Origin of the sequence: Kitasatospora sp. NPDC088351 (assembly GCF_040685575.1) — a bacterium.
Taxonomy (GTDB): Bacteria; Actinomycetota; Actinomycetes; order Streptomycetales; family Streptomycetaceae; genus Kitasatospora.
In genome coordinates, this window is record NZ_JBFBIL010000002.1 from 93,278 (window position 1) to 115,833 (window position 22,556).

17 protein-coding genes are annotated in these 22,556 nt (G+C 75.5%); 13 read left to right on the plus strand and 4 right to left on the minus strand.

Translation table 11 applies throughout. From position 1 onward, the window contains the following. Positions 1-74: 74 nt before the first annotated feature. Positions 75-2,165 carry an NB-ARC domain-containing protein gene (locus AB0P06_RS01885; protein ID WP_363604296.1) on the plus strand — a complete coding sequence of 697 codons (2,091 nt, stop codon included), beginning with the start codon at positions 75-77 and terminating at the stop codon, positions 2,163-2,165. A gap of 20 nt (positions 2,166-2,185) precedes the next feature. Here the strand turns inward: AB0P06_RS01885 and AB0P06_RS01890 are convergent, their stop codons facing one another. Together AB0P06_RS01890 and AB0P06_RS01895 are read right to left on the minus strand one after the other, a co-directional pair. Then, on the minus strand, positions 2,186-3,835 hold the full coding sequence (locus tag AB0P06_RS01890) for a translation initiation factor 2 (RefSeq protein WP_363604297.1): 1,650 nt from the start codon (positions 3,833-3,835) through the stop codon (positions 2,186-2,188). Positions 3,836-4,196: 361 nt separating this feature from the next. After that, positions 4,197-5,099, minus strand: coding sequence for a LysR substrate-binding domain-containing protein (locus AB0P06_RS01895; RefSeq protein WP_363604299.1), 903 nt, complete (start codon positions 5,097-5,099; stop codon positions 4,197-4,199). A gap of 200 nt (positions 5,100-5,299) precedes the next feature. Between AB0P06_RS01895 and AB0P06_RS01900 the strand changes: the two genes are divergently transcribed. Genes AB0P06_RS01900 through AB0P06_RS01910 form a run of 3 tightly spaced genes read left to right on the plus strand, consistent with a single transcriptional unit; the run spans position 5,300 to position 8,148 of the window. Beyond that, entirely contained in the window at positions 5,300-6,187 is an 888-nt protein-coding gene (locus AB0P06_RS01900; protein WP_363604301.1) for a DMT family transporter, read from the plus strand. A 9-nt stretch (positions 6,188-6,196) separates the two neighbouring features. Then, a complete protein-coding gene (locus tag AB0P06_RS01905; RefSeq protein WP_363604302.1) occupies positions 6,197-7,504 on the plus strand; it encodes a sensor domain-containing protein in 1,308 nt (435 codons plus the stop codon). Next, entirely contained in the window at positions 7,492-8,148 is a 657-nt protein-coding gene (locus AB0P06_RS01910) for a response regulator transcription factor (protein ID WP_363604304.1), read from the plus strand. Before AB0P06_RS01905 ends, AB0P06_RS01910 begins: the two co-directional genes overlap by 13 nt. Here AB0P06_RS01910 and AB0P06_RS01915 read toward each other — a convergent pair. Together AB0P06_RS01915 and AB0P06_RS01920 are read right to left on the minus strand one after the other, a co-directional pair. Then, complete coding sequence (locus AB0P06_RS01915) at positions 8,130-9,326, minus strand: glycosyltransferase family 4 protein (protein ID WP_363604595.1); 1,197 nt, start codon at positions 9,324-9,326, stop codon at positions 8,130-8,132. The genes AB0P06_RS01910 and AB0P06_RS01915 overlap by 19 nt on opposite strands. Further along, entirely contained in the window at positions 9,212-10,717 is a 1,506-nt protein-coding gene (locus AB0P06_RS01920) for a hypothetical protein (protein WP_363604305.1), read from the minus strand. The genes AB0P06_RS01915 and AB0P06_RS01920 overlap by 115 nt, the downstream gene beginning before the upstream one ends. Before the next feature lie 144 nt (positions 10,718-10,861). Between AB0P06_RS01920 and AB0P06_RS01925 the strand changes: the two genes are divergently transcribed. The 9 genes from AB0P06_RS01925 to AB0P06_RS01965 all read left to right on the plus strand — a co-directional run bounded on the left by AB0P06_RS01925 (position 10,862) and on the right by AB0P06_RS01965 (position 22,552). Next, a complete protein-coding gene (locus AB0P06_RS01925) occupies positions 10,862-11,491 on the plus strand; it encodes a TetR family transcriptional regulator (protein ID WP_363604307.1) in 630 nt (209 codons plus the stop codon). 84 nt (positions 11,492-11,575) lie between these two features. After that, positions 11,576-13,159, plus strand: coding sequence for an FAD-dependent monooxygenase (locus AB0P06_RS01930; protein WP_363604308.1), 1,584 nt, complete (start codon positions 11,576-11,578; stop codon positions 13,157-13,159). 173 nt (positions 13,160-13,332) lie between these two features. Then, on the plus strand, positions 13,333-14,379 hold the full coding sequence (locus AB0P06_RS01935) for a GNAT family N-acetyltransferase (RefSeq protein ID WP_363604310.1): 1,047 nt from the start codon (positions 13,333-13,335) through the stop codon (positions 14,377-14,379). Continuing rightward, entirely contained in the window at positions 14,372-15,160 is a 789-nt protein-coding gene (locus AB0P06_RS01940; protein ID WP_363604312.1) for an aminotransferase class IV, read from the plus strand. The genes AB0P06_RS01935 and AB0P06_RS01940 overlap by 8 nt, the downstream gene beginning before the upstream one ends. A gap of 183 nt (positions 15,161-15,343) precedes the next feature. Further along, the gene (locus AB0P06_RS01945) at positions 15,344-16,138 is read left to right on the plus strand and encodes an ABC transporter ATP-binding protein (protein WP_363604314.1); all 795 of its coding nucleotides are present in this window, start codon (positions 15,344-15,346) and stop codon (positions 16,136-16,138) included. Further along, complete coding sequence (locus tag AB0P06_RS01950) at positions 16,135-18,684, plus strand: FtsX-like permease family protein (RefSeq protein WP_363604315.1); 2,550 nt, start codon at positions 16,135-16,137, stop codon at positions 18,682-18,684. The genes AB0P06_RS01945 and AB0P06_RS01950 overlap by 4 nt, the downstream gene beginning before the upstream one ends. A 264-nt stretch (positions 18,685-18,948) precedes the next feature. Next, entirely contained in the window at positions 18,949-19,428 is a 480-nt protein-coding gene (locus AB0P06_RS01955; RefSeq protein WP_363604317.1) for a hypothetical protein, read from the plus strand. Then, complete coding sequence (locus AB0P06_RS01960) at positions 19,425-21,029, plus strand: multicopper oxidase domain-containing protein (RefSeq protein WP_363604318.1); 1,605 nt, start codon at positions 19,425-19,427, stop codon at positions 21,027-21,029. The genes AB0P06_RS01955 and AB0P06_RS01960 overlap by 4 nt, the downstream gene beginning before the upstream one ends. A 164-nt stretch (positions 21,030-21,193) precedes the next feature. Beyond that, positions 21,194-22,552 carry a DUF2252 domain-containing protein gene (locus tag AB0P06_RS01965; protein ID WP_363604320.1) on the plus strand — a complete coding sequence of 453 codons (1,359 nt, stop codon included), beginning with the start codon at positions 21,194-21,196 and terminating at the stop codon, positions 22,550-22,552. Positions 22,553-22,556: the final 4 nt, after the last annotated feature.

The window sequence follows — 22,556 nt, forward strand, 5'->3', positions numbered from 1 at the left end:
CTGACGGTCGGACTGCGTGCGCCGAACCGTGTCGACCGGCACCGTGCCGGACGGTTCGGCCCTAGAGTTGGCGGGTGGCCAAGGAGACGTGGAACAGGGTGGACGGGCAGGTGCGGGCCGGGTCCATCGTGCAGGCGCAGAGCATTGGGCAGCTGCATGTGTACGGGCCGGAGGGGGCGGTGTCGGCCCCGTGCCAGCTGCCGCCGGAGCTGGCGCACTTCGAGGACCGGGCGGACGAGCAGGCTCGGGTGCTGGAGGCGGTGGCGGAGGGGTCGGGGTCCGGGGGCGGGCCGCTGGTGGTGGCGCTGAGCGGGATGGGCGGGGTCGGGAAGACGGCGCTCGGGTTCCGGCTGGCCCGTGAACTGCGGCAGCGGGGAAGCTGCCCGGACGGTGTGCTCCACGTCGATCTGGACGACCTGCGGCGGGACGGCGCGGTCGAGGTCGCCGACGCGCTCGGCGGCCTCATCGGCTCGCTGGACCCGGAGACCGCGGTGGCGCGGAGCTTCGCCGACCGGGCCCGCCAGTACTGGGATCTCACCCAGGACAAGCGCCTGGTGGTCGTGGTGGACAACGCCCAGAGCGGGGCCGAGGTGCAGCCGCTGCTGCCGTCATCGTCCGCCGGTGTGGTCATCGTGACCAGCCACGGTCCGCTCTACGACCTGGACGGGGCACGGTCGGTGGAGCTGCCGATCGGGCCGCTGTCCGGCGAGGACGCGGTGAGCCTGCTGCGCGCGACCGTCGCCGACCCCCGGCTGGCCGCGGACCCGGAGGCCGCCGCCGAACTGGCCCGCCGCTGCGAGGGCCTGCCGGCCGCGCTGCAGGTGGCCGGCCGCTGGGTGCGCAAGCACCGTCACCGGGAACTCCGCCGCCTGGTGGAGGAGTTGACCGCCGAGCTGCACCGGAACGGATTGCCCGTGGTGGAGGCCGTCTGGGACGCCGCGTACGCCGGCCTGGACCCCGACGCGGCGCGGCTGTACCGGCTGCTGCCCCACCACCCGGGGCCGGTGGTCACCGGGCACGTCGCGGCCGCGCTGCTCGGCGTCGGGCTGGAACGGGCCGAGGACGCGCTGGCGGAGCTGGAGACCGCAGGACTGCTGCAACGGCGGCCGGACGGACTGGGCATGCACGCCCTGTTGCGCGGTCACGCCCTGCGCCGGGCCGGGCGGCGGTCCGAGGACGGTGAGGCGGCGGCCGGGCGGCACCGGCTGGTGCGCTGGTACCGGCGGCAGGCGGGCCGGGCCGACCTGCTGGCCGCCGGGCCGAGGCTGACGGTCTCCGGCCCGGTGCCGGACGGGCCCGCCCAGGGCGAGGCGCCGGACGTGGAGTTCACCGACAAGTACCGGGCGATGCACTGGCTGGAGTCCGAGCGGCTGGCGCTCTACGGCTGCGTGCGGATCGCGTACGAGGACGGGCTGGACGCCGACGCGGTGGCGCTCTGCGAGGCGCTCTGGACGCACTTCCTGGACCACCAGCACTACGCGGACGTGACCGACGCCTTCGGCCACGGTGTCGCGGCCGCCGTGCGCGCCGGGGACATCGCCGCGACCGTCCGGATGCGCTGCCAACTCGCCCGCCCGCTCTGGGAAAAGCACCGCTACCAGGAGGCGGCGGAGGAGCTGCGCCTGGCGGTGAACGGCTCCGGGCTGCTCGGCGACGAGCCTCCGGCGCGCAAGCTGCGGGCCTCGGCGATCGAGTTCCGGGGCAAGCTGGCCTCTGTGCAGGGCGACTGGGCCGCCGCCGCACCGGACTTCGAGGCGGCGCGACAGGAGCACCTGGCGATCGGCAACGACTACGGCGTGATGCTGCAGACCTACCTGCTGGGCCGGGCGGCCGTGGGCATGGGTGAACCGGGGCGTGGCGTCGAGCTGTTGACGCAGGCGCACGCCATGGCGATGGCCCTCGGCCGCGAGCGGATGACCTCGCGGACCGGCTTCGAACTGGGCGGGGCACTGCGCCTGGCGGGCCGCCGGGAGGAGGCCGCCCGGCTGTACGAGGCGGCGCTGGCCGGGGCCCGGGCGCGCGACTCCGTCCAGGACGAACTGCGGGTCCTGGAAACGCTGGTGGAGTTCTGCGAGGAGTCGGGGGACGAGGGCGGCGCCGACGGGTACCGGGCCGCCGTGCGGGAGCTGCGCGAACGGACGGGCGATGCGCGGCCGGCCGAGTAGGGCGTTCGCTTGATGCTTCGTCAGATCGGCTGCTGCAGATCGGAGTCGGCGGCGGGCTCCAGCCGGGCGCGGTAGGGTGTGCCGCCGATGCGGCAGATCAGCTCGGTCGGCGGCCGGTGCTCCGGGCCGCCCCCGGTTTCGCTTCCGGCCCAGGCGTGGACGGCGGAGAGCACGGCGGCCGGGTCGGTGAGCCGCACCCGGCCGCCGTCCCGGTGCGGTTCGATCCGGACGGTGAACGGCTCGCCGCCGCGGCGTCGGAGCAGACAGACGGTGGGGGAGAGGACGATCCCCGCGGTCCGGCAGCCGGGGTACTCGGCGAGCATCGCGGCGGTCCAGTCCGCGGCCGTCCGGTACTCCTGGTGCCAGGCCGGGGAGGGCGCGCCGACGCGGCGGTAGAGCAGGGCGGCGCTCTCCAGCTGGCGGGTCCCGGCACGCCCGTACTCGGCGGCCCGGTGGTGGAACGGCAGGTCCGTCCAGGTCGGCAGCCGGTCGATGCCGACCTCCCGCCCGTCCACCCGGGCCCGGACCGCGAAGGCCGACGGGGCGGGCGGGGCGGCCGGTGGGACGGGCAGCGGCCGGGGCTGGACCGGGTACGGCGGCGGGACCAGTCCGAGCAGCTTGTAGAGCTCGGGGCGGAGGGTGTCCAGGGACTCCCCGGGGAGGGCGAAGGCGGCCTCGGCGAAGCGGCGGGTGCCGACGGGGGCGTCCGTGGGCGGGTCGAGCAGGGCCGGAGCCGTCTCCGGGTCGGCGAGGTCCAGCCGGGGCACCGCCGCCAGCAGCCGTGCCATCGGGCTGTCCGGCACCAGCTCGCCCCGGCCGTCACAGGCGGCGACCAGGTGCCGGTCCAGCGCCGCCGCGTAGAGCGCCACCGAACCGTGGTCGGTCACCACGGTGTCGGCGGCGACCAGCAGCGCCGCCCACTGCTCGTACGGCCCGGCCAGCACCATGCCCGCGTCCAGCGCGGGCCGCAGCCGGCGGGCGAGGTCCATCCGGCCGGTCCTGCTGTACTCGTTGGGGTGCACGATCAGCGCCAGCTGGAAGGCGTCGTGCGGCAGGCAGGAGGCCAGCAGCGCGGGCAGTTCGGGGCGGCGGGCCAGCAGCGACTCCGGGCCCCAGGTGGAGGAGAGCACCACCAGCCGGCGCCCGCCCGTCCCGAGCGCGGCCCGGAAGGTGTCGCGGCGGTCGCGGGAGACCAGGACGCGGTCGAGGGTCGGGTCGCCGGCCACCATCGCGCGGTCGGTGGCCGCCGGGCACTGGTCGGCCAGCCGTTCGATCTGGGCAGGGTGGGCGAGGGCGTGCAGGGCGGCGGTCGGGCGGCCGTCGGTGAGCAGGAAGGCGGGGTCCAGACCGGACGGGAGGGCGGCCGAACCCTCGTCGGGGAGCGCCTTGTTGAAGCCCGCGCCGTGCGGCAGCAGCACCTGGTGGCCGCGCAGGGATCCCAGGTCGCCCTTGGGGCTGGCGGTCAGGATCAGATCATGCCGGGACGCCAGCGCCCGGTGCCAGGGCAGGCAGCGGGCGCCGGAGGACTCGACGGCCGCCAGCGCGTCGGTGTCGAACTCCGAGCCGGGGACGAGGGTGAAGCGGCAGCGGACGCGTTCGTCGCCCTCGAAGACCGGGAGGAGGTCCAGCAGCCGGTGCAGCGCGGCCGCCGACCGGACCGCGAACAGCACGTCGGCCACCGCCGACCGGCCCGCCCGCTGGCTGGCTGGCTGGCTGGCTGGCTGGCTGGCTGGCTGGCTGGCTGGCTGGCTGGCTGGCTGGCCAGGCTGTGGTATACCACAACTCAGCACCCCCTGTCGAGGGTGCCCGGGCAGCCGCTCGGGGTCCCCGGCGAGGTGGTACGGCGCTGGCATAGGGGCGATGGTAACCGGCCGGGCGGCGCGACGGGCGGGATCACCCGGACCGGAGCCCGGCGCTGCCGGCTCTCCATCTGTCCCCCTCGATCGGACGCCTCGTCAGTACTCCCCGAATCTATCGCGGCAGGTCAGCGCCCCGGTCGGGCGGGGCAGCGGTCGGCCCCCGGCCGGGCGGTCAGCCCCGCGCCGCAGGCACCCCCGCCGCCGCCCCGCGGTCACGGGCGGTAGCCAGCAGGCCGGCGACGGCCGGGGACCACGGACGGCTGCCCGGGCCGGTGAGGGCGAGGGTGCGGTGGACGGCGGGGCGGAGGGGGACGAGCACGCAGTCCGGCGGCAGCATGGTGAGGGCGAGGGCGGGCATCACCGAGACGCCCACGCCCGCGTGCACCATGCCGATCAGCGTGTTGAGGTCGCGGATCCGGTGCCGGGGCGCGAACCGGGCGCCGGCCCGCCGGTACGCCTCGCGGATACGGGCCTCGCAGCCGCCCTCGGAGAGCAGGAAGTCGTCGTCCTCCAGGTCGGCCACGTCGACGGCGGGCTGCCCGGCCAGCGGATGGTCGCGGCGGAGGAGCGCGTGCATCGAGTCCGCGCCGAGCGGGATCGCCCCGGGCGGTGCCGGGTCTGCGTCGACCAGCACGGCGGCGTCGACGGTGCCGGCCTCCAGCCAGACGGCCAGTTCGTCGTCCTCGCCCTCGAAGACCCGGACGGTGACCCGGGGGTGTGCCGCCCGCCAGTCCCGCAGCAGTCCGGGCAGCAGCCCCTGGCAGACGGTGGCCGGCGCGGCCAGCCGTACCGTCCCGGTGAGGCCGCCCGAGTGCAGGGTGGCGATGGACCGGACGGCGGCGGCGGAGGCGACCGCCGTCCGGGCGTGCGGAAGGATCCGCTCGCCCAGCGCCGTCGGGCGGGCCGGGGTGCCACGGTGCAGGACGGGCGCGCCGAGGGTGCGCTCCAGCGCGGCCACCGCGTGCGAGACGGCGGACTGGCTGATCCCCAGCTCGCCCGCCGCCGCGCCGAACCCGCCCGCGTCCGCGACCGCGATCAGCGCTCTGAGCTGGGCCAGATTGACCTCCGAGGTCATGAGACTTCCTCATCTCTCCCGAACTGGAACTTGTTGGACTCATGATCCGCCCGCGCGCCACGCTCTGTCCACGCGGCCACGGCGACAAGGACAGCAGCCGCGGTGACCAGGACCACAGCCACGGCGGCGGAGACAGCAGCCGGGGCGACCGGACGGAAGAGGGCGGGTGAGGTGCGGTGCGGCGCTGGTGGCCGGGCTTTGTGGCACTGTCGGCGATCTGGGGCGCGAGCTTCGCGCTGATCAAGGTGGCCGTCGACGCGGGGGTGCCACCGCTCTGGGTGGCGTGCTGGCGGTGCGTCCTCGGGGCGGCGGCGCTCTGGGCGATCCTGGCGCTGCGCCGCGAGGCCGTCCCGCGCACTGCCGCCACCTGGGGTCATTCGGCGGTGGTCGCGGTGCTGCTCAACGCCGCGCCGTTCGTCCTCTTCTCCTACGGCGAGACCAGGGTCAGCTCCGTCCTCGCGGGCGTGATGAACGCGACCACCCCGCTGTTCACCCTGCTCTTCGCGGTCGTCACGGTGGCGGAGGAACGCCACCCGGGGCCGCGCCGACTGGCCGGCCTCGGGCTCGGCTTCGCCGGGGTGCTGACCGTCCTCGGGGTGTGGCGCGGACTCGGCGCGGGGGAGGCCGCCGGCGGTCTGCTCTGCCTGGCCGCCGCCTGCTGCTACGGCGCCGGCTTCGCCTACCTGCGCCGCCATCTCGCCGCCCGCCCCTACTCGGCGACCGCCCTCTCCGCCGTCCAGATCACCTGTGGCGGCGCCGAACTGGCCGTCGTCGCCCCCTTCGCGGCCGGCGCCCCGCACTGGCCCGGTCCCGGCCCGGCGGCCGCCCTGCTGGTGCTGGGTGTGCTCGGCACCGGCGTCGCCTACATCCTCAACCTGGGCCTGGTCCGCACCGCGGGCACCGCCGTCGCCGCCGCCGTCACCTATGTGACGCCGCTCTGGTCGACCGCCCTCGGCGCCCTCCTGCTCGCCGAACCGGTCGGCTGGAACGCCCTGGTCGGCGGCCTCGCCGTGATCGCCGCCGTCGCCCTGACCAGGCAGCCGACGGTGCCCGCCGCCCGCCGGAAGGCCCGTCAGCCGGTTGGCTAGAGTGACCGGATGAGCGAGGAGCAGCAGCCGGTGGCCGTCTGGGCGGTGCTGCGCGCGCACCCCGGGCGCTTCCCGTTCACCGTCCGCGCGCTGCGCTGCTGGGCCTATCTGCTCAGCGGCGCGCTGCTCGGGCCAGTGGTGCTGGTGGTGCTGGCCGGGCTGCTGCTGGTGGGCCTCCCGCTGTCCGTCGTCGGCATCGGCCTGCCGGTCCTGGCCGCCCTCGTCCTGTCCGGCCTCCCGGTCGCGGCCCTGGAACGGCGCCGGCTGCGCCTGGTCGAGCCGGTGGTGGTGCCCGACCCGCACCGCCCGCTGCCCGGGGCCGGCCGCCCGGCCTGGCTGCGCACCCGGCTGCGGGAGCGCGCGACCTGGCGCGAACTCGCCCACACCGCGCTCCTCGGCACGGTGCTGAGCGCCGTCTGCCTCGGCTTCACCGCCCTGCTGCTGTTCTCCGCGGCGCTGGTCACCACCCCGGTGGTGGTGTGGGCGCTCGCCCCGGAGACCGTGATGGTCATCCCCGGCCGGGCGATCCCCGGCCCGGTCGAGGCCCTGCCCGCGACGGCCGCCGGGCTGGCCGGCCTGCTGCTCTGCGCCTACACGGGCGCGCTGCTGACGACCGCCCACGTCCTGCTCGCCCGGCTCCTGCTCGGGCCCCGGGACGAGGACCTCGGCCACCGGGTGCTGGAACTCACCCGCTCCCGGGCCCGGCTGGTCGACGCCTTCGAGGCCGAGCGCCGCCGGATCGAACGCGATCTGCACGACGGCGCCCAGCAGCAGCTCGTCGCGCTCAGCATGACGCTGGGCCTGGCCGCCTACGAGCTGGGCGAACGGGGCGGGCGGGGCGGCGACGACCCGGCCGCCACGCTGGTCGCCCGGGCCCGCGACGAGGCCCGGCAGGCTCTGGAGCAGCTGCGCGGCCTGGTCCGCGGCATCCACCCGCAGGTGCTCACCGACCACGGACTGGCCGCCGCCGTCGCCGAGGTCGCGCTGCGCCACCCGATCCCCGTCGAGGTCGACATCGACCTCCCGGAGCGGCTGCCCGGCCCGGTCGAGACGACGGCCTACTTCACCGTCACCGAGGCGCTCACCAACGCGGCCAAGCACAGCGGCGCCACCACGATCACCGTGCACGGCCGGGTCGAGGCCGCCCGGCTGGTCCTCCAGGTGACGGACGACGGCCGGGGCGGGGCCGACCCGGCCACCGGGGCCGGACTGCAGGGGCTGGCCGACCGGGTGGCGATCCTGAGAGGAAGACTGATGGTGACGAGTCCGATCGGCGGGCCGACCAGGCTCCGGGTGGAGGTGCCGTGCTCCGGCTAGTCATCGCCGAGGACGCGGTGCTGCTCCGCGCCGGGCTGGTCGAACTGCTCACCCGGGGCGGCCACCAGGTCGTCGCGGCCGTCGGCGACGCGGACGCGCTGGCCGCCGCCGTGGACGCGGACCGCCCGGACATCGTCATCACCGACGTCCGGATGCCCCCGGGCTTCCACGACGAGGGCTTGCGCGCCGCCCTCGACCTGCGGGAGCGGCACCCTGGCCTGCCGGTGCTGGTGCTCTCCCAGTACGTGGCCACCCCGTACGCCACCCGGCTGCTGGGGGCGGCCGGTGCGCAGCCGGCTGGGCTCGGTTACCTGCTCAAGGACCGGGTGGGCGAGGTGGCCGACTTCCTGGACGCGCTGCGCCGGGTGGCCGCCGGGCAGACCGTGATCGACCCGGAGGTGGTCCGGGTGCTGCTTCGCCAGCAGTCGGGGGAGCGGCCGCTGGCCCGGCTGACCCCGCGGGAGCGGGAGGTGCTGACGCTGCTGGCGGAGGGGCTGAACAACCAGGCCATCGGCGGGCGGTTGAGCATCACCGAGGCCTCGGTGGTGAAGCACTGCGGCAACATCTTCATGAAGCTGGACCTCGATCCGGCCGAGGGCAACCGGCGGGTCCTCGCGGTCCTGGCTCATCTGCGCGGGGAGTGAGTGGGCGAGGCCGCCCCGCCGGTGTCCTGGGCGCCCACGAAGCCCACGGAGCCTGCGGGGCCCACGGCGTCCTCGGTCTGCTCGGTCTCCTCGGGGTCGAGCAGCCGGGCCAGACGGTGTGCGGACGCCTCCCACGACCACTCCTCCTCGACCCATCGCCGCCCGGCCGCCCCCGTCCGGGCGCGCTCGGCCGCCGGTGAGCGCAGTATCCGGCCGACCGCCGCCGCGACGCCCGCAGGGCTCCGCCCGTCGACGACCGTTCCGCTCACCCCGTCGAGCACGGCGTCGGGCGCGCCGCCGGAGTCGCCCGCGACCACCGGCAGTCCGGCGGCCGCGGCCTCCAGGAAGACGATGCCCAGGCCCTCCGCCTCCAGCCCGGCCCGGCGGGTGCGGCAGGGCATCGCGAACACGTCCGCCGCCGCGTAGTACGCGGGTGTCGCCGCGTGTTCCAGGCCGCCCGCGAACACCACGGAGCCCGGCTCGGTGTGACGGCGGGCCAGCGAGCGCAGCCGCCGCTCGTCCGGGCCCCGGCCGACCAGGACCAGGACGGCACCCGGGACGGTCCGCCGGATCAGCGGCAGCGCGCGGATCAGGGTGTCCTGGCCCTTGCGGGGGACGAGCCTGGCGACGCAGAGGATCACCGGCGCGGCCGGCCGTGCGAGGGCGAGGGCGGGGGCGGTGCCCTCGGCGGTGCCCCCGGCCGGGCGGAACCGGGCGGCGTCCACGCCGGGGACCAGCCGTTCCAGCCGGGCCTGCGGACCGAGCGCGGGGGCGATCCGCTCGCGGGTGTACGCCCCGAGGTAGGTGACCACGTCCACGCTCCCGCCGATCCGCCGCAGCAGTCGGCGGGCCCCGGGGGTGCGCGCCCACCAGATCTCGTGGCCGTGCGTGGTGGCGACCGTCCGGCGGATCCCACCGGCCTGGCGGCGCAGTGCGGGCGTCATCGCGGCGAGCGGGGCGGCGGCGCCGAACCAGACCCGGTCGCAGTCGTGGGCGCGGGCGATCTCGGCGGCCCGCCGGGTGACCCGGCCGGTGGGCAGCAGGGTCCGGGACGGGTCGCGGATCACCGGGAAGGGGAGAGCGGCGTCGTAGCGGTCCGCGCCGGGTTCGTCCGAGGTGTAGACGACGACCTCGCCGGCGGGCAGGCGGGTGGCCAGGGCGTGGACGAAGGTCTCGATGCCGCCCTGGCGGGGCGGGAAGTCGTTGGTGACGACGAGAGTGGTGCCCATGGGATCGGTACAACCTCGGTTCGCGGGTCGACGGGGGAGTTCGGTCCGAAGGAGTTCGGCTCGAAGGGATGCGGGGCGAAGGAGTTCGGCTCGAAGGAGCGGGGAGCGGGCCGGCCGGCGGACCGGGACCGGGCCCAGACGGCGAGGGCGAGCGGCAGCGCGAGGTACCCGAACCGCCCGGCGGGGGCCAGCAGGAAGGCCAGGCAGAGCCCGAGGGCCAGCCGGTCGGCGGCGCCGACGACGTCCCGGGGCGGGCGCAGCACCAGGGACACGGCGACGGCGAGCCCGGCGAGCAGCAGCAGTGCGACGGCGGCGGACCAGCCGACGGGGCCCAGGTCCGCGAGCAGCCGCCCGGGCAGCGGGCTGCCGGCCGGGGTCGGCAGATCGCCGCGCCCGGTCGGAAAGGCGAACACCTGCCGGAGCATCGGACCGGGCGAGCGCAGCGCGCCCGGCAGGACGAGGACGGCCGTGCCGGCCACCGCGACCGCGGTTCCGCGCAGGGCCGCCCGCCGTCCCGTGGTCGCGGCCAGCAGCCCGGCGACGACCGGGAGCGCCGGCCAGGCCGTCCACTTGAGCGAACAGGCGGCGGCGAGCGCCAGGCCGGCGCCGACCGGGCGGCCCCGGGCGGCGCCGGCCAGCGCCAGGCAGCAGAGGCCGGTCATCGGCAGGTCCACCCCGCTGACGCAGAGCGGCAGCGCGACCACCGGGGAGGCGGTCAGCAGCGCGACCCCGGCCCGCCGGGGGCCCGAGGCACGCAGCAGACAGCCGAGGAACACGGCCGCGCACCAGAGGCGGGCGTCGCCCAGCAGCCGCGCCGGCCACCCCTCCACCCAGGGCAGCGCCTGCGCCCAGGGCAGGGCCTCGGACAGCGCCCGGGGCAGCCCGAAGGCGGCCATGCCCGGCAGGTACGGCGTGTACTCGGCGAGGGTGCGCGGCTCGGCCGCGTACGGGGTGCCGTCGTCGAGCAGCCGTGCCGCCGAGCGCTCGATCACGCCGACCTCGCTCTGCCCCTGCCCGGTCAGCACCAGGAGCAGCAGCGGGACGAGGACGGCCCCGCAGAGCGCGACCGCCACCGACGCCGCCCGGGCCCGCCGACGGGGCAGCACGACCACGGCGACCGCCGCGGCCAGGTAGCCGATGGCGGCGCAGACGCCCCAACTCCGGTGCGGTCCCAGCCCGGAGACGAGCGGGAGGGCCCCGGCCCAGCCGGCCGCGACCAGCCAGCCACCGCACCACAGCGCCCTGCGGCCCGAGCCGCCCCGCGCCCATGGATCCCACCGGTCCCGCTGCGCCCACCGGTCCCACCGCGCCCACCGACCCTGCCGGGCTTGCTGATTCATCACCCCTTCATTGCATCGGCCCAGGTCAGCGCGGTCATGACGGTCAGGTCGAGACTTGTGGTCGGGTTTCCCCTACCACCACCCCGAAAATCTTGCCGCATCGGCAACTTTTCCATTCCGGCAAGATGGTCTACGGTGGCTGGCATGACGCAGGGGGAAGACGCCCGGATCGGGCTGCGTGAGCGCAAGAAGCGGGAGACGCGCGTCTCGCTGAGCCAGGCCACGATTCGGCTGTGCGTCGAACGCGGCTGGGACGACGTGACGGTGGAGGACATCGCCGACGCGGCCAACGTGTCCGTGCGCACGTTCCGCAACTACTTCTCCGGCAAGGCCGAGGCGATCGCGGCCGGCCACCTGGAGCGCATGCTGCGGATCGCGGACACGCTGCGCGCGCGTCCGGCCGCCGAGCCGCTGTGGGACTCGGTCCTCCACGCCGTGCTGGCCCAGTTCGCGCAGGGGGACGAAGCGGGCGCGAGGTCCGCCCAGGACCAGCGCTGGCGGGACGGACTCCGGCTGATGCTGGCCGAACCGGCACTGCAGGGCGAGGTCGTCAAGGCGAACGCGGCCGCGCAGGAGGTGCTGGCCGAGGCGGTCGCCGAGCGCACCGGCACCGACGCGGCCCGCGAGGTGTACCCGAAGCTGGTCGCCGCGGTGATCGGGGCGGGCAGTGCCGTGGCCGTGGAGCACTGTCTGCGTGCCGATCCGCCCACCCCGCTCGTCCCCGTGCTGCGCGACGTGTTCGACCGGCTCGCCGCCGGTCTTCCCACCCCGTAGGAACCCGTGCGAACCGATCAGGCCCGGCCGTCGCCGGGCCGATCCGTCCTGCCCTTTTCCGGGCCCAACAGAGAGGACGCGCCAATGACCGCCGATGTGGTCATCGTCGGAGGAGGCCCGAACGGGCTGATGCTGGCCTGTGAGCTGAGCCTGGCCGGTGTCCGGCCCGTCGTACTGGAAAGCCTGTCCGAACCCGGCGAGGAACCGAAGGCCAACGGGCTGCTCGGCCAGGTCGTCCCCATGGTCGACCGGCGGGGCCTGTACCAGCGCCTCGGCGGCGACCCGGGGCCGCCGCGGCCGAACTCCGCCTACTTCATGTTCGCCTCGCTGCTCCTGAACCTGGGCATGCTGAAGGACAGTCCGCTCCACGGCCTGCCGGTGCCGCAACGCCGCATCGTGCAGGTCCTGGAGGAACGCGCCACCGAACTCGACGTGGACATCCGACGGGGGCACCGGGTCGTCGCCATCGCGCAGGACGACGAGGGCGTCACCGTCGACGTCGACGGCCCCGACGGCGCCTACCGGCTGCGGACCCGCTACCTGGCCGGCGCGGACGGCGCGCACAGCATCACGCGCAAGCAGGCCGCCATCGGCTTCCCCGGCGTCAGCTACGACCGGACGACCAGCCGGGCGGCCCATGCCACCGTCCCGGCGGAGTGGGTGGATCCCGCGACCGGGGCGCTGAACGTACCCGGTTGCGGTGCCGTCCTGCCGTTCCTGCCGCACCGCACCGAGCAGGGAGGGTTCTCGTACGCGCCGTTCCCCGGCCACCCGCCGCTGGTCAGCACCATGGAGTGGGACCAGCCCGAGCCGGACGGGCCGATGAGCCTCGACGAACTGCGGGCGAGCGTCCGCCGGGTGCTCGGCGCCGACGTGCCGCTCGACCCGCCCGCCGGTGCGGGGCCGCATGTGCTGCGCCGGTTGTCCGGCGGCAACACACGCGTCGCCGAACGGTTCCGGGACCGCCGGATCGTTCTGGTCGGCGACGCCGCCCACGTGTACGCCGCGGGAGGCGGGCCCGGGCTCAACCTCGGCCTGCAGGACGCCGTCAACCTCGGCTGGAAGCTCGCCGCCGAGATCCGGGGCAGCGCCCCGCCCGGACTCCTGGACAGCTACGAGCCCGAGCGCCGGGAAGCCGCCCGCCGCATGGTCATGAACGCCCAGGCGCAGTCCGCGCTGATCGCACCCGGCAGCGACGTCACCGCGCTGCGGGAGCTGCTCGCCGAACTGCTCGGACACCGGGACACGGTGCAGCACCTCGCCGACCTCGTCGCCGGTACCGACGTCCGGTACGACATGGGCGGGAACGACGGGCACCCGCTGGTCGGCCGGTTCGCGCCGGACCTGGACCTGCGCACCCCGGCCGGGACGGTCCGGCTGGCGGAACTCGCCAGATCCGCACGGCCCCTGCTGCTCGACCTCACCGAAGACTCCTCGGCGGCCCGGGCGATGGCGCCGTGGCGCGACCGCGTGGACATCGTCACCGCGCAACCCCAGGCCCCCGCGCCCGTGGCCACCGCCCTGCTGCTCCGCCCCGACTGCTACGTGGCGTGGGCATCCGGCTCACCCCGCCCGGACCAGGCGGGCCTGGAGGCGCTCCGGGCCGCCGCGCGGCGCTGGTTCGGCATCGCGGACGCCGAGCACGACTCCCGCCCGATGGAACGCTGACTCGCCAACTGGCGTGCATGCAGTGCTTCCTTCCTCTCGTGAACCGCATCCGTGAACCGCATCCGCAAACCGCATCGGACCGGGGCATCCGGCCCGTTGGCATTCGTATCCGACCCTGACGTTCGGTGTCCAGTGAATTACGTTCGGCGACCGGAGCTCGCTATCGTGGGCGTGTGGTGAGGTCCTGGGATGCGGCGGTGGAGCGGGCGCAGGAGCGGCTGGGGGCGGTGGCCCGGCTGCGACCGGTGGCGTCCGGCGATGACGGGCGGCGGTTCGCCCGGTGGGACTTGGCGTCCCTGGCCGAGGGGGAGTCGGGCGAACCGGTGGACCCGGACGCGCTGACCCCGCCGGCCGAGCGGCGGCTGCGCGAACGGCTGGGCGAGAGCGGCCGGGAGTGGCCGTGCGGCGAGCTGTACCGCCGCCGCTACTGGGTGCTGGGCCGGGACGGCGAGCCCATCGGCACGGTGGCGGTGGACAACTGGACCAGGGGGCCGGGCCAGTTGGCCGTCTCCTCGCTCTACCTCCGCCCGGGGGCGCGCGGCCTGGGCCTCGCCGGGGAGACCCTCGCCGAGGTGTACCGGGCGGCGACCGCCGAAGGCCTGCCCGGCTACCGCCTGGAGGCGCACTGGACCTGGCAGCACGCCGTCCGCTACTACCTCCGGCGCGGCCTCTGGGTGGTCTCCTGGAAGCACGCGATCGGCTTCGCCCGGATGCCCCAACTCCCGCCCTACCGGGTACGGGAGGAGGGCGGGCGGCTGCTGTTCCTGGTCGCCGACCGCCCGCACGACCCGCACGACCCGCCCGACCCGCCCGACCCGCCCGACCCGCAGGACCCGGACGACCCACCCGGCCCGGACGTCCGGAGCGAAGCCCCGCACGGCACCCTCCACTCCTGGACCCCACTGCTCGCCGCCGGCCGGGAGGGCCGCTGGCTGCGGCTCGACGAGACGGCCGCCTACCGCCAGGCGGACGGCTGGGTGCGCGGCTACGCCCGCACCACGCTCGCCCTCCATCTCGCCCTCGCCGGCCACCCGCTGGTGCGCGGACCGCAGTGGTGGGCGGAGGCGTGGCGCTGGTCCGACACCGGCGAACCGGAGGGCCTCGCGTACAAGATCGAGCACTTCGAGCAGCTCGCCCGGGACGGCGGCCGACGGGTCGTCACCCCCTACCGCCCGGTGGTCACCGCGTCCCGGCGGCTGGGAGACTCGGGGGATGGCTGAGATCGAGATCGACGGGGAGCCGGCCGACGCCGGGCAGGTCGCCGCGCTGGGGCTGCTGAACTACGGGCACTTCACCACGGTGCGCGCCGAGGCCGGCCGGGTCCGCGGCCTGGGCCTGCACCTTGACCGGCTGGTCCGGGACGCCCGGGTATTGTTCGCCGCCGACCTGGACCGCTGCCTGCTCCGCGACCGGATCCGCCGGGTGCTCCCGGCGGACGGCGCCCCGGCGATCGTCCGGGTCACCGTCTTCGACCCGGCCCTGGGTCTGGAGCGTCCGGGCGCGCCCGCCGCGCCCCGCCTGCTGGTCACCACCCGCCCGGCCCCGACGGCGGCGCCCGGCCCGCTGCGCGTCCGCACGACGGCGTACACCCGCGAACTGCCGGAGGTGAAGCACGTCGGCCTGTTCGGCCTGATCCGCCACCGCCGGCTGGCCCAACTCGATGGCTACGACGACGCGTTGCTGGTCGACGCCGACGGCCGGGTGACCGAGGGGGCCACCTGGAACATCGGCTTCCACGACGGCCGGCGACTGGTCTGGCCGGACGGTCCGAGCCTGCGCGGCGTCACCGCCGCCCTGCTGGCCCGCGCCCACCGCGGCCCACAGCTGCGCGAGCGGGTCGAGGCGGCCGGGCTGGACCGCTTCGAGGCGGCCTTCGCCGTCAACGCGGGCGTCGGCGTCCGCCCGATCGCCGCGATCGACGGTACGCGCTTCGATCCCGCCCACCCCGCCCTCGCCGAGCTGCGCGCCGGGTACGAGCGGATCGACGGCGAGGAGGTCTGAGCCCGGGGCCACGTCCGGCCCCGGAGCCGGTCCGGTGCTGGTCCCGGCGTCAGGTCCGGTCGCAGGGTGGGTGGGGATAACCCCACCCTTCTCTCGCCAGCGGCCTGCATGGTGTGGACCATGCGCCATTCCTAGGGTGGAACACGTCGACGACCTGCGACGATCACCGAAGGAAGGCCCACCATGGCACCCCGCCACGACCGTTCACAGACCGATCAGTACGGGCGTCCCGCCCAGGCCGCGATCGAACTCCGGACGGTGCGGCGCAGCTACGGCCGCGGCAACGAGACCGTGCACGCCCTGCGCGGCATCGACCTCGCGCTCGGCCACGGCACCTTCACGGCGGTCATGGGCCCCTCGGGCTCCGGCAAGAGCACCTTCCTGCAGTGCGCGGCCGGCCTGGACCGCCCCACCTCCGGTGATGTGTACCTCGGCGGCGAGGAGATCTCCCGGCTGAGCGAGAACCGGCTCACCAAGCTGCGCCGCAGCCGGATCGGCTTCGTCTTCCAGTCCTTCAACCTGCTGCCCTCGCTGACCGTGCTGCAGAACGTGCTGCTCCCGCAGCGCCTGGCCGGTGAGCGCCAGGACCGCCGCCGTGCCCAGGAGCTGCTGGCCCAGGTCGGTCTCGGCGAGCACGCCGGACGCCGCCCCGGCCAGCTCTCCGGTGGACAGCAGCAGCGCGTCGCGATCGCCCGCGCGCTGATCACCCGCCCGGACGTGGTCTTCGCCGACGAGCCGACCGGCGCGCTGGACACCCGCACCGCCCACGAGGTGCTCGGCCTGCTCCGTCACGCCGTGGACACCATGGGCGCGACCGTGGTCATGGTGACCCACGACCCGGTGGCCGCCTCGGTCGCCGACCGGGTCGTCTTCCTGGCCGACGGCGCCCTGGTGGACGAGCTGTACCGCCCCGACCCGAAGACGGTCGCGGACCGGATGGTCACCCTGACCGCCCGCCCGGTGGGAATCGCGGCATGAGCAACGGACTCGCGCGCGCCTCGGTGCGCTTCAGGCCCGCCTCCTTCGTGGGCACCTTCCTCGCCCTGCTGCTCGGCGCGGCCGTCATCATGGCCTGCGGCACCCTGCTGCAGACCGGCATCACCGCGAGCGTCCCGCCGGTGCGGTACGCGGGCACGCCGGTGGTCGTCGCCGCCGAGTCGACCGTCTCCTTCACCCACAAGGTGGGCGAGGACACCGAGACCGAGGAGCAGGCCGTCCCCGAGCGGGCCCGGGTGGACGCCGCGCTCGCCGGGCGGATCGTCGCCCAGCCCGGTGTCGCGGCCGCCCGCCCCGACACCGCCTTCCCGATCACGGCCGGTCAGGGCGGGGCCGACAGCGCCGCCGCGGCCAACCCCGCCCTGACCGGCCGCGCCTTCGCGGCGCTGGGTATCGCCGGCAACGGCGACAAGCTGGTCGAGGGCCGCGCGCCCGGCGCGGGCGAGGTCGTCCTGGACGCCGACACCGCGCACGCCGCCCACCTCGCGCCCGGTGCCACCCTCACGCTCACCGCGCCCGGCGGCGCCGGCGGCTACCGGATCTCCGGCCTCGCCGCCCCGCAGAGCGCCGGCCCCACCGCCTGGTTCGCCGACGCCGCCGCCGGGCAGCTCTCCGGCCACCCCGGCCGGGTGGACGCGATCGCCGTCCAGCCGCGCGAGGGCGTGGACGCCAAGACCCTCGCCGCCCAGGTCCGCCAGGCCGTCGGCGGTGATGCCAAGGTGCTGACCGGCGACGACCGCGGCACCGTCGAGCAGCCCGAGCTCACCGAGAGCCGCACCATGCTGACCGCCCTCGGCGGCTCCTTCGGCGGCACCGCCACCATGACCGCGGTCTTCGTGGTGATGAGCACCGTCGCCCTGGCCACCGGCCAGCGCGCCCGTGAGTTCGCGCTGCTGCGCGCCATCGGCGCCACCCCGCGCCAGATCCGCCGCACCATCGCCACCGAGGCGATGCTGGTGGCGCCCGTCGCCGGCGCCCTCGGCATCCTCCCCGGACTGGCCCTGGCCCACTGGTGGTTCGGCGAGATGGTGACGCGCGGCGCCGTTCCCGAGGACGTCTCGCTGAGCGTGGGCCCGATCCCGATGCTCGCCGCCGTGGGCACCTGCAGCCTGGCCGCCCTGCTCGCCGGCTTCCTGGCCTCCCGCCGCCCGTCCCGGATGCGGCCCAGCCAGGCCCTCGGCGAGGCCGCGATCGAGCCCGGCGGCCTGGGCAGGGTGCGGACCGTCATCGGGCTGGTCTTCACGGCCGGCGCCGTGGTGCTCTCCGTCGTCGCCTCGACCCTGGACGGCAGCGACGCCGCCAATACCGCGCTCGGCGTCGTGATGTGCTTCCTGATGGCCGTCGCCCTGCTCGGCCCCTTGGTGGCCCGGATCGCCGCGGGCGTGCTCGGCGCCCCGCTGCGGGCCGGTGGCGCCCCCGGCTCGCTGGCCGCCGACAACACCCGGGCCAACGCCCGCCGGCTGGCCTCCGCGATCACGCCGATCGTCATGGTCACCGCCTTCTGCGGCACCCTGCTGTTCATCCAGACCACCATCAGCCACGCCACCGGTGAGCAGGTGCGCACCGGCATCACCGCCGACCACGTGGTCGGCCCGACCGGCCCCGGCCTGCCGGCCACCACCGCCGGCCAGGTGGCCGGGGTGCCCGGCGTGGACGCCGCCGTCGGCGTGCTGCACACCGGCGCCGTCTACCGCGCCGGCCAGGTCCTGGCCACCGCCACCGCGCTGGGCGTCAACGGCGACCCGGCGAAGCTGCCCCGGGTGCTGGACCTCGGGGTGAAGAGCGGTTCGCTGGCCGACCTCGGCCGCTCCGCGGACACGGTCGCCCTGGACGCGGGCCTCGCCGACACGCTCGGCGTCAAGGTCGGCGGGCGCGCTCCGCTCTGGCTCGGGGACGGCACCAAGGTCCAGCCGACGGTGGTCGCCACCTACGAGCGCGGCCTCGCCTTCGGCCAGGTACTGCTGCCCCGCGCGGCCGTCGCCGAACACGTCACCGCCGGGTACGACAGCCAGGTGCTGGTCGCCGACGCCCCCGGCGCGGACCGGGCCGCGGTCGCGGCGAAGCTGGCGGGCCTCGCCGGCACCACCGTCACCGACCGGGCCGGCTACGCCGCGCAGGCCGACCGCGCGCAGGAGCTCAGTGCCTGGGCCAACACCGTGATGGCGGGCGTGCTGGGCGGCTTCGCGGCCGTCACCGCCGCCAACACCCTGGTGATGACGGTGCTGGACCGGCGCCGCGAGGTGGCGCTGCTGCGCCTGGCCGGCACCACCCGGCGGCAGGTGCGCGGCATGATGCGCTGGGAGGCGCTGCTGGTCGCCGCGACGGGCCTGGTGCTCGGCGGCGCGATCGCCTGGATCACGCTGCTGCCGATCGCCCGCGGTATCGCCGGCGTCGCCCCGCACATCCCGGCCGGCATCGCCCTGCCCCTGGCCGTCGGGGCCGTGCTGCTCTGCCTCGGTTCGACCGGCCTGCCGGTCCGGGCCCTGCTGCGGACCCGACCGGTGGAGGCCGGCGGCGGTCGCCAGTAGCGGAGGGCGGGAGTTCGACGACCGGCCCTAGGCCGAACGGGCGGTGCGCGGCGGCGCACCGCCCGTCCGGGTGACAAACCTGCCGCAACCAGGCGCAATGGGGTGTCCGAAGACGTCACAATCGTTGATTGACAACGGCTGTGACGTGATGTCAGTTACGCCCTCCGTCGCGCCGTCCGGCGGTTTCCGGCCCGGCCCGCTCCTCGGGCCGCCGGCCGCCCCGACCGGCGCGTTCCCGCCCCGCCGAGCAGAGAGAAGCCCGACATGAGCAGTCCTCCCGCGGCCCCCGCGCCCCGCTGGCCGCTGATCCTGCTGCGCACCACCGCGACCTCGCTGGCGGCCCTCGGCCTCCTGCAGACCATGCTGGCCGGCAGCTTCCTCAACGGCACGTACGAGTCGCTCAAGGACCACGAGGTCGCCGCGATGACCCTCGCCACCGTGGTGATCGGCCAGTTCGCCGTCGCGGCGCTGGTCCGCTGGGTCGGCCGCGGGCCGCTCTGGCCACTGTGGACGACGGCGCTCCTGGCGGTGGCGGTCACCGGCCAGACCTTCGCCGGGTACGAGCGCGAGGTGGGCGCCCATGTGACGCTCGGCGTGCTGCTGGTCAGCGCTCTCTTCTTCGGCGCGGTCGGCGCCTGGCGGGCGCCGCTGCCGGCCCGCGCGGACGTGGCGGCCGAGCCGGACGGCGGGGACGGCACCGGGCGGCTGCCCCGGCCCGGCGGACCGGTCGAGGTGGCCAAGTGAATCGCCGCCGGTTCCTGGGCCTCGGCTCGGCGGCGGTCGGCGCGGGCGCGCTGACGGCCGTCGCCGTCCCCGCGGCGGCCCGGATGTTCCGCAAGGGCAGCCCCGGCCGGCTGTTGAGCAGTGAGGTGGACCTGCCGGAGCCGTTCCGGCTGCCGCTGCCGGTGCCGCCGGTGCTGGCACCGGTCCGCACGGAGGGCACCACCGACTTCTACGAGATCACCCAGCAGGTCGCCAAGCTGGAGATCCTGCCCGGTCTGCGGACGGACGTCTGGACGTACGGCGGTATCTTTCCCGGGCCGACCCTGTCGGTCCGGGCCGGCCGGCGGACGGCGGTGCTCCACCGCAACCAACTGCCGGTGCCGACCACGGTCCACCTGCACGGCGGCCACACCCCGGCGGACAGCGACGGCTACGCGATCGACCTGACCCTGCCGGCCGGGGCCACCGGCTCCCGTGGCGCGGGCGGTATGGCGGGTATGGCGGGGATGCCGGGCATGGAGCGGTACGCCGACGACCCCGCCGACACCCCGCTCGGCAACACCTCGAACGGCGAGCGGACCTACACCTATCCCGGCAAGCAGCGGGCGGCCACGCTCTGGTACCACGACCACCGGATGGGCTTCACCGGCCTCGCCATCTGGAGCGGCCTGATCGGATTCCACCTGATCCACGACGAGGAGGAGGACGCGCTGCCACTGCCGCGCGGTGAACGCGACCTCCCGCTGATGCTCGTCGACCGCTCGTTCGGGGAGGACGGCGCCTTCCGCTACCCGACCGTCGACGCCGAGCGCCTTGTCCCCGGCGTCAGAGCCGGTTACATGAACGGGGTGCTCGGCGACGTCATCCTGGTCAACGGCGCGCCCTGGCCACGGCACCCGGTGGACCGGGCGCGCTACCGGCTGCGCCTGCTGAATGCCTCCAACGCCCGCGTGTACCGCCTCGAACTGGACCCGCAGCCGCCCGGCGGCGACGCGCTGGTGCAGATCGGCGGCGACGGCGGTCTGCTGGAGGCCCCACGGGCGCACGATGTCGTGGACATCGCTCCGGCCGAGCGCTTCGACCTCGTCGTCGACTTCTCGCGCTTCGAGCCGGGGACGTCGGTGCGCCTGATGAACCGTTTCGGCACCGGCTCGGCGAGGGAGGTGATGCGGTTCGACGTGTCCTCCCGTACCGTCTCGGACGACTCGAGGGTGCCCGAGCGGCTCTCCACCATCGAGTGGCTCGACCCCGCGGACGCCGTCATTACCCGGAACTTCCGCTTCCGCCTCAGCAAGGGCGACGGCTGGACCATCAACAAACGGCTCTACCTGCCCGGCCGGGCGCTGGCCCGGCCGACCCTCGGCGCCGTGGAGCGCTGGCGGTTCTTCAGCGACCTGCACCACCCCGTCCACGTGCACCTGAACCAGTTCCAGGTGCTCTCGCGCAACGGCTCCGACCCGGGCCCGTACGACGCCGGGTGGAAGGACACGGTGGACCTGCGGTCGGCCGAGGCGGTGGAGGTACTGGTGCGCTTCACCGACTACCCGGGGACGTACATGATGCACTGCCACAACCTGGAGCACGAGGACATGGCGATGATGGCGGACTTCGTCGTGGAGTAGGGACCACGGTCCCACCCCCGTCGATCCCTCTTCTGAATTCACCCGTTCAGCTGAGCGCGGGTGGGCGTGTCGCACGCCCGCCCGCGCTTCGACATGCCGGGCCTGTGCCGTTGTTCTAGCGTCGCGAGGAGGTAAAACCCCTTCCACCGGCCGAGGAGCAGCGCATGACCAGTCCCGCCGAACGCCGCCGGCGCGGCCGCGCGGCCCGCGAACGGGTGTCGCGCTCCTCCCACGGCCGCTGGATCCCGGCCGCCGACCGCCCCGACCCCGTCGGGGTGCTGGAACGCCAGGGCGCCGACCGGGTCGCCGAACTGCTGCCGATCCGCTACGGCCGGATGGCCGACTCCTCCTTCGCCTTCCTCCGGGGCTCCGCCGCCGTGATGGCCGCCGACCTCGCGGCCGGCCCGGACACCGGGCTGATCGTCCAACTCTGCGGTGACGCACACCTGCTGAACTTCGGCGTGTACGCCTCGCCGGAACGCGCGCTGCTCTTCGACGTCAACGACTTCGACGAGACCTACCCCGGCCCGTTCGAATGGGACGTCAAGCGGCTGGCGGCGAGCGTCGCGGTCGCGGCCCGTGACAACGGCAACGACGAGGACAGCGCCCGCCGCGCCGCCCTCGCCGCGGCCCACGGCTACGCCACCGCGATGCGGCGGCTCGCCGGGCACGGCGAACTCGACGTCTGGTACGCCCGCATCGACACCGGCGACCTGCTGCCGCTGCTCCGGAAGCCCAGGCAGCGCAAGCGGGCCGAGGCGAGCCTCGCCCGCGCCCGGCGGCGCACCAGCCTCCAGGCCTTCGGCAAGCTCACCGAGACGAAGGACGGCCGGCGCCGCATCATCAGCGACCCGCCGCTCATCCAGTCGCTCCCGAGGACCGAATTCCGCGCTGTCGGCCAGGTCTTCAGCGACTACCGCGCCACCCTCGCCGACGACCGCCGCGTCCTGCTCGACCGGTACCGGTTCGTCGACGCCGCCCGGAAGGTCGTCGGCGTCGGCAGCGTCGGCACCCGCTGTTACATCCTCCTGCTGGAGGGGCGCGACGAGCGCGATCCGCTCTTCCTCCAGATCAAGGAGGCCGGCCGTTCCGTCCTGGAGGACCACCTCCCCGCCGTCCGCCCCGACGCCGAAGTGCCCGTCGCCCACGGCGGACACCGGGTCGTCACCGGCCAGCACCTGATGCAGGCCGCCAGCGACATCTTCCTCGGCTGGACGGCAGGCCCGGCCGGCCGCCACTTCTACGGCCGCCAGCTCCGCGACATGAAGGGCTCCGTCGAGGTCGCCGACCTGACGCCGGGCGGCTTCCGTGCCTACGCCGACCTCTGCGGCCGCACCCTGGCCCGCGCCCACGCCCGCTCCGGCGACCGCCTCTCCATCGCCGGCTACCTGGGCGGCGCCGACACCTTCGCCGAGGCCGTCGCCGACTTCGCCGTCCGCTACGCGGACCAGACCGTTCTCGACCACGCGGCCCTGCTGGCGGCGATCGAGAACGGTTCGGTCAAGGCGCGGCGCGGCATCTGACGCC

Bases quoted from the DNA above. Each gene is read 5' to 3' on its own strand.
- AB0P06_RS01905 (WP_363604302.1), top strand. From the start codon at position 6,197: ATGAGCGAGGAGCAGCAGCCGGTGGCCGTCTGGGCGGTGCTGCGCGCG.
- AB0P06_RS01945 (WP_363604314.1), top strand. From the start codon at position 15,344: ATGGCACCCCGCCACGACCGTTCACAGACCGATCAGTACGGGCGTCCC.
- AB0P06_RS01940 (WP_363604312.1), top strand. From the start codon at position 14,372: ATGGCTGAGATCGAGATCGACGGGGAGCCGGCCGACGCCGGGCAGGTC.
- AB0P06_RS01930 (WP_363604308.1), top strand. From the start codon at position 11,576: ATGACCGCCGATGTGGTCATCGTCGGAGGAGGCCCGAACGGGCTGATG.
- AB0P06_RS01925 (WP_363604307.1), top strand. From the start codon at position 10,862: ATGACGCAGGGGGAAGACGCCCGGATCGGGCTGCGTGAGCGCAAGAAG.
- AB0P06_RS01920 (WP_363604305.1), bottom strand. From the start codon at position 10,717: ATGAATCAGCAAGCCCGGCAGGGTCGGTGGGCGCGGTGGGACCGGTGG.
- AB0P06_RS01950 (WP_363604315.1), top strand. From the start codon at position 16,135: ATGAGCAACGGACTCGCGCGCGCCTCGGTGCGCTTCAGGCCCGCCTCC.
- AB0P06_RS01895 (WP_363604299.1), bottom strand. From the start codon at position 5,099: ATGACCTCGGAGGTCAATCTGGCCCAGCTCAGAGCGCTGATCGCGGTC.
- AB0P06_RS01965 (WP_363604320.1), top strand. From the start codon at position 21,194: ATGACCAGTCCCGCCGAACGCCGCCGGCGCGGCCGCGCGGCCCGCGAA.
- AB0P06_RS01955 (WP_363604317.1), top strand. From the start codon at position 18,949: ATGAGCAGTCCTCCCGCGGCCCCCGCGCCCCGCTGGCCGCTGATCCTG.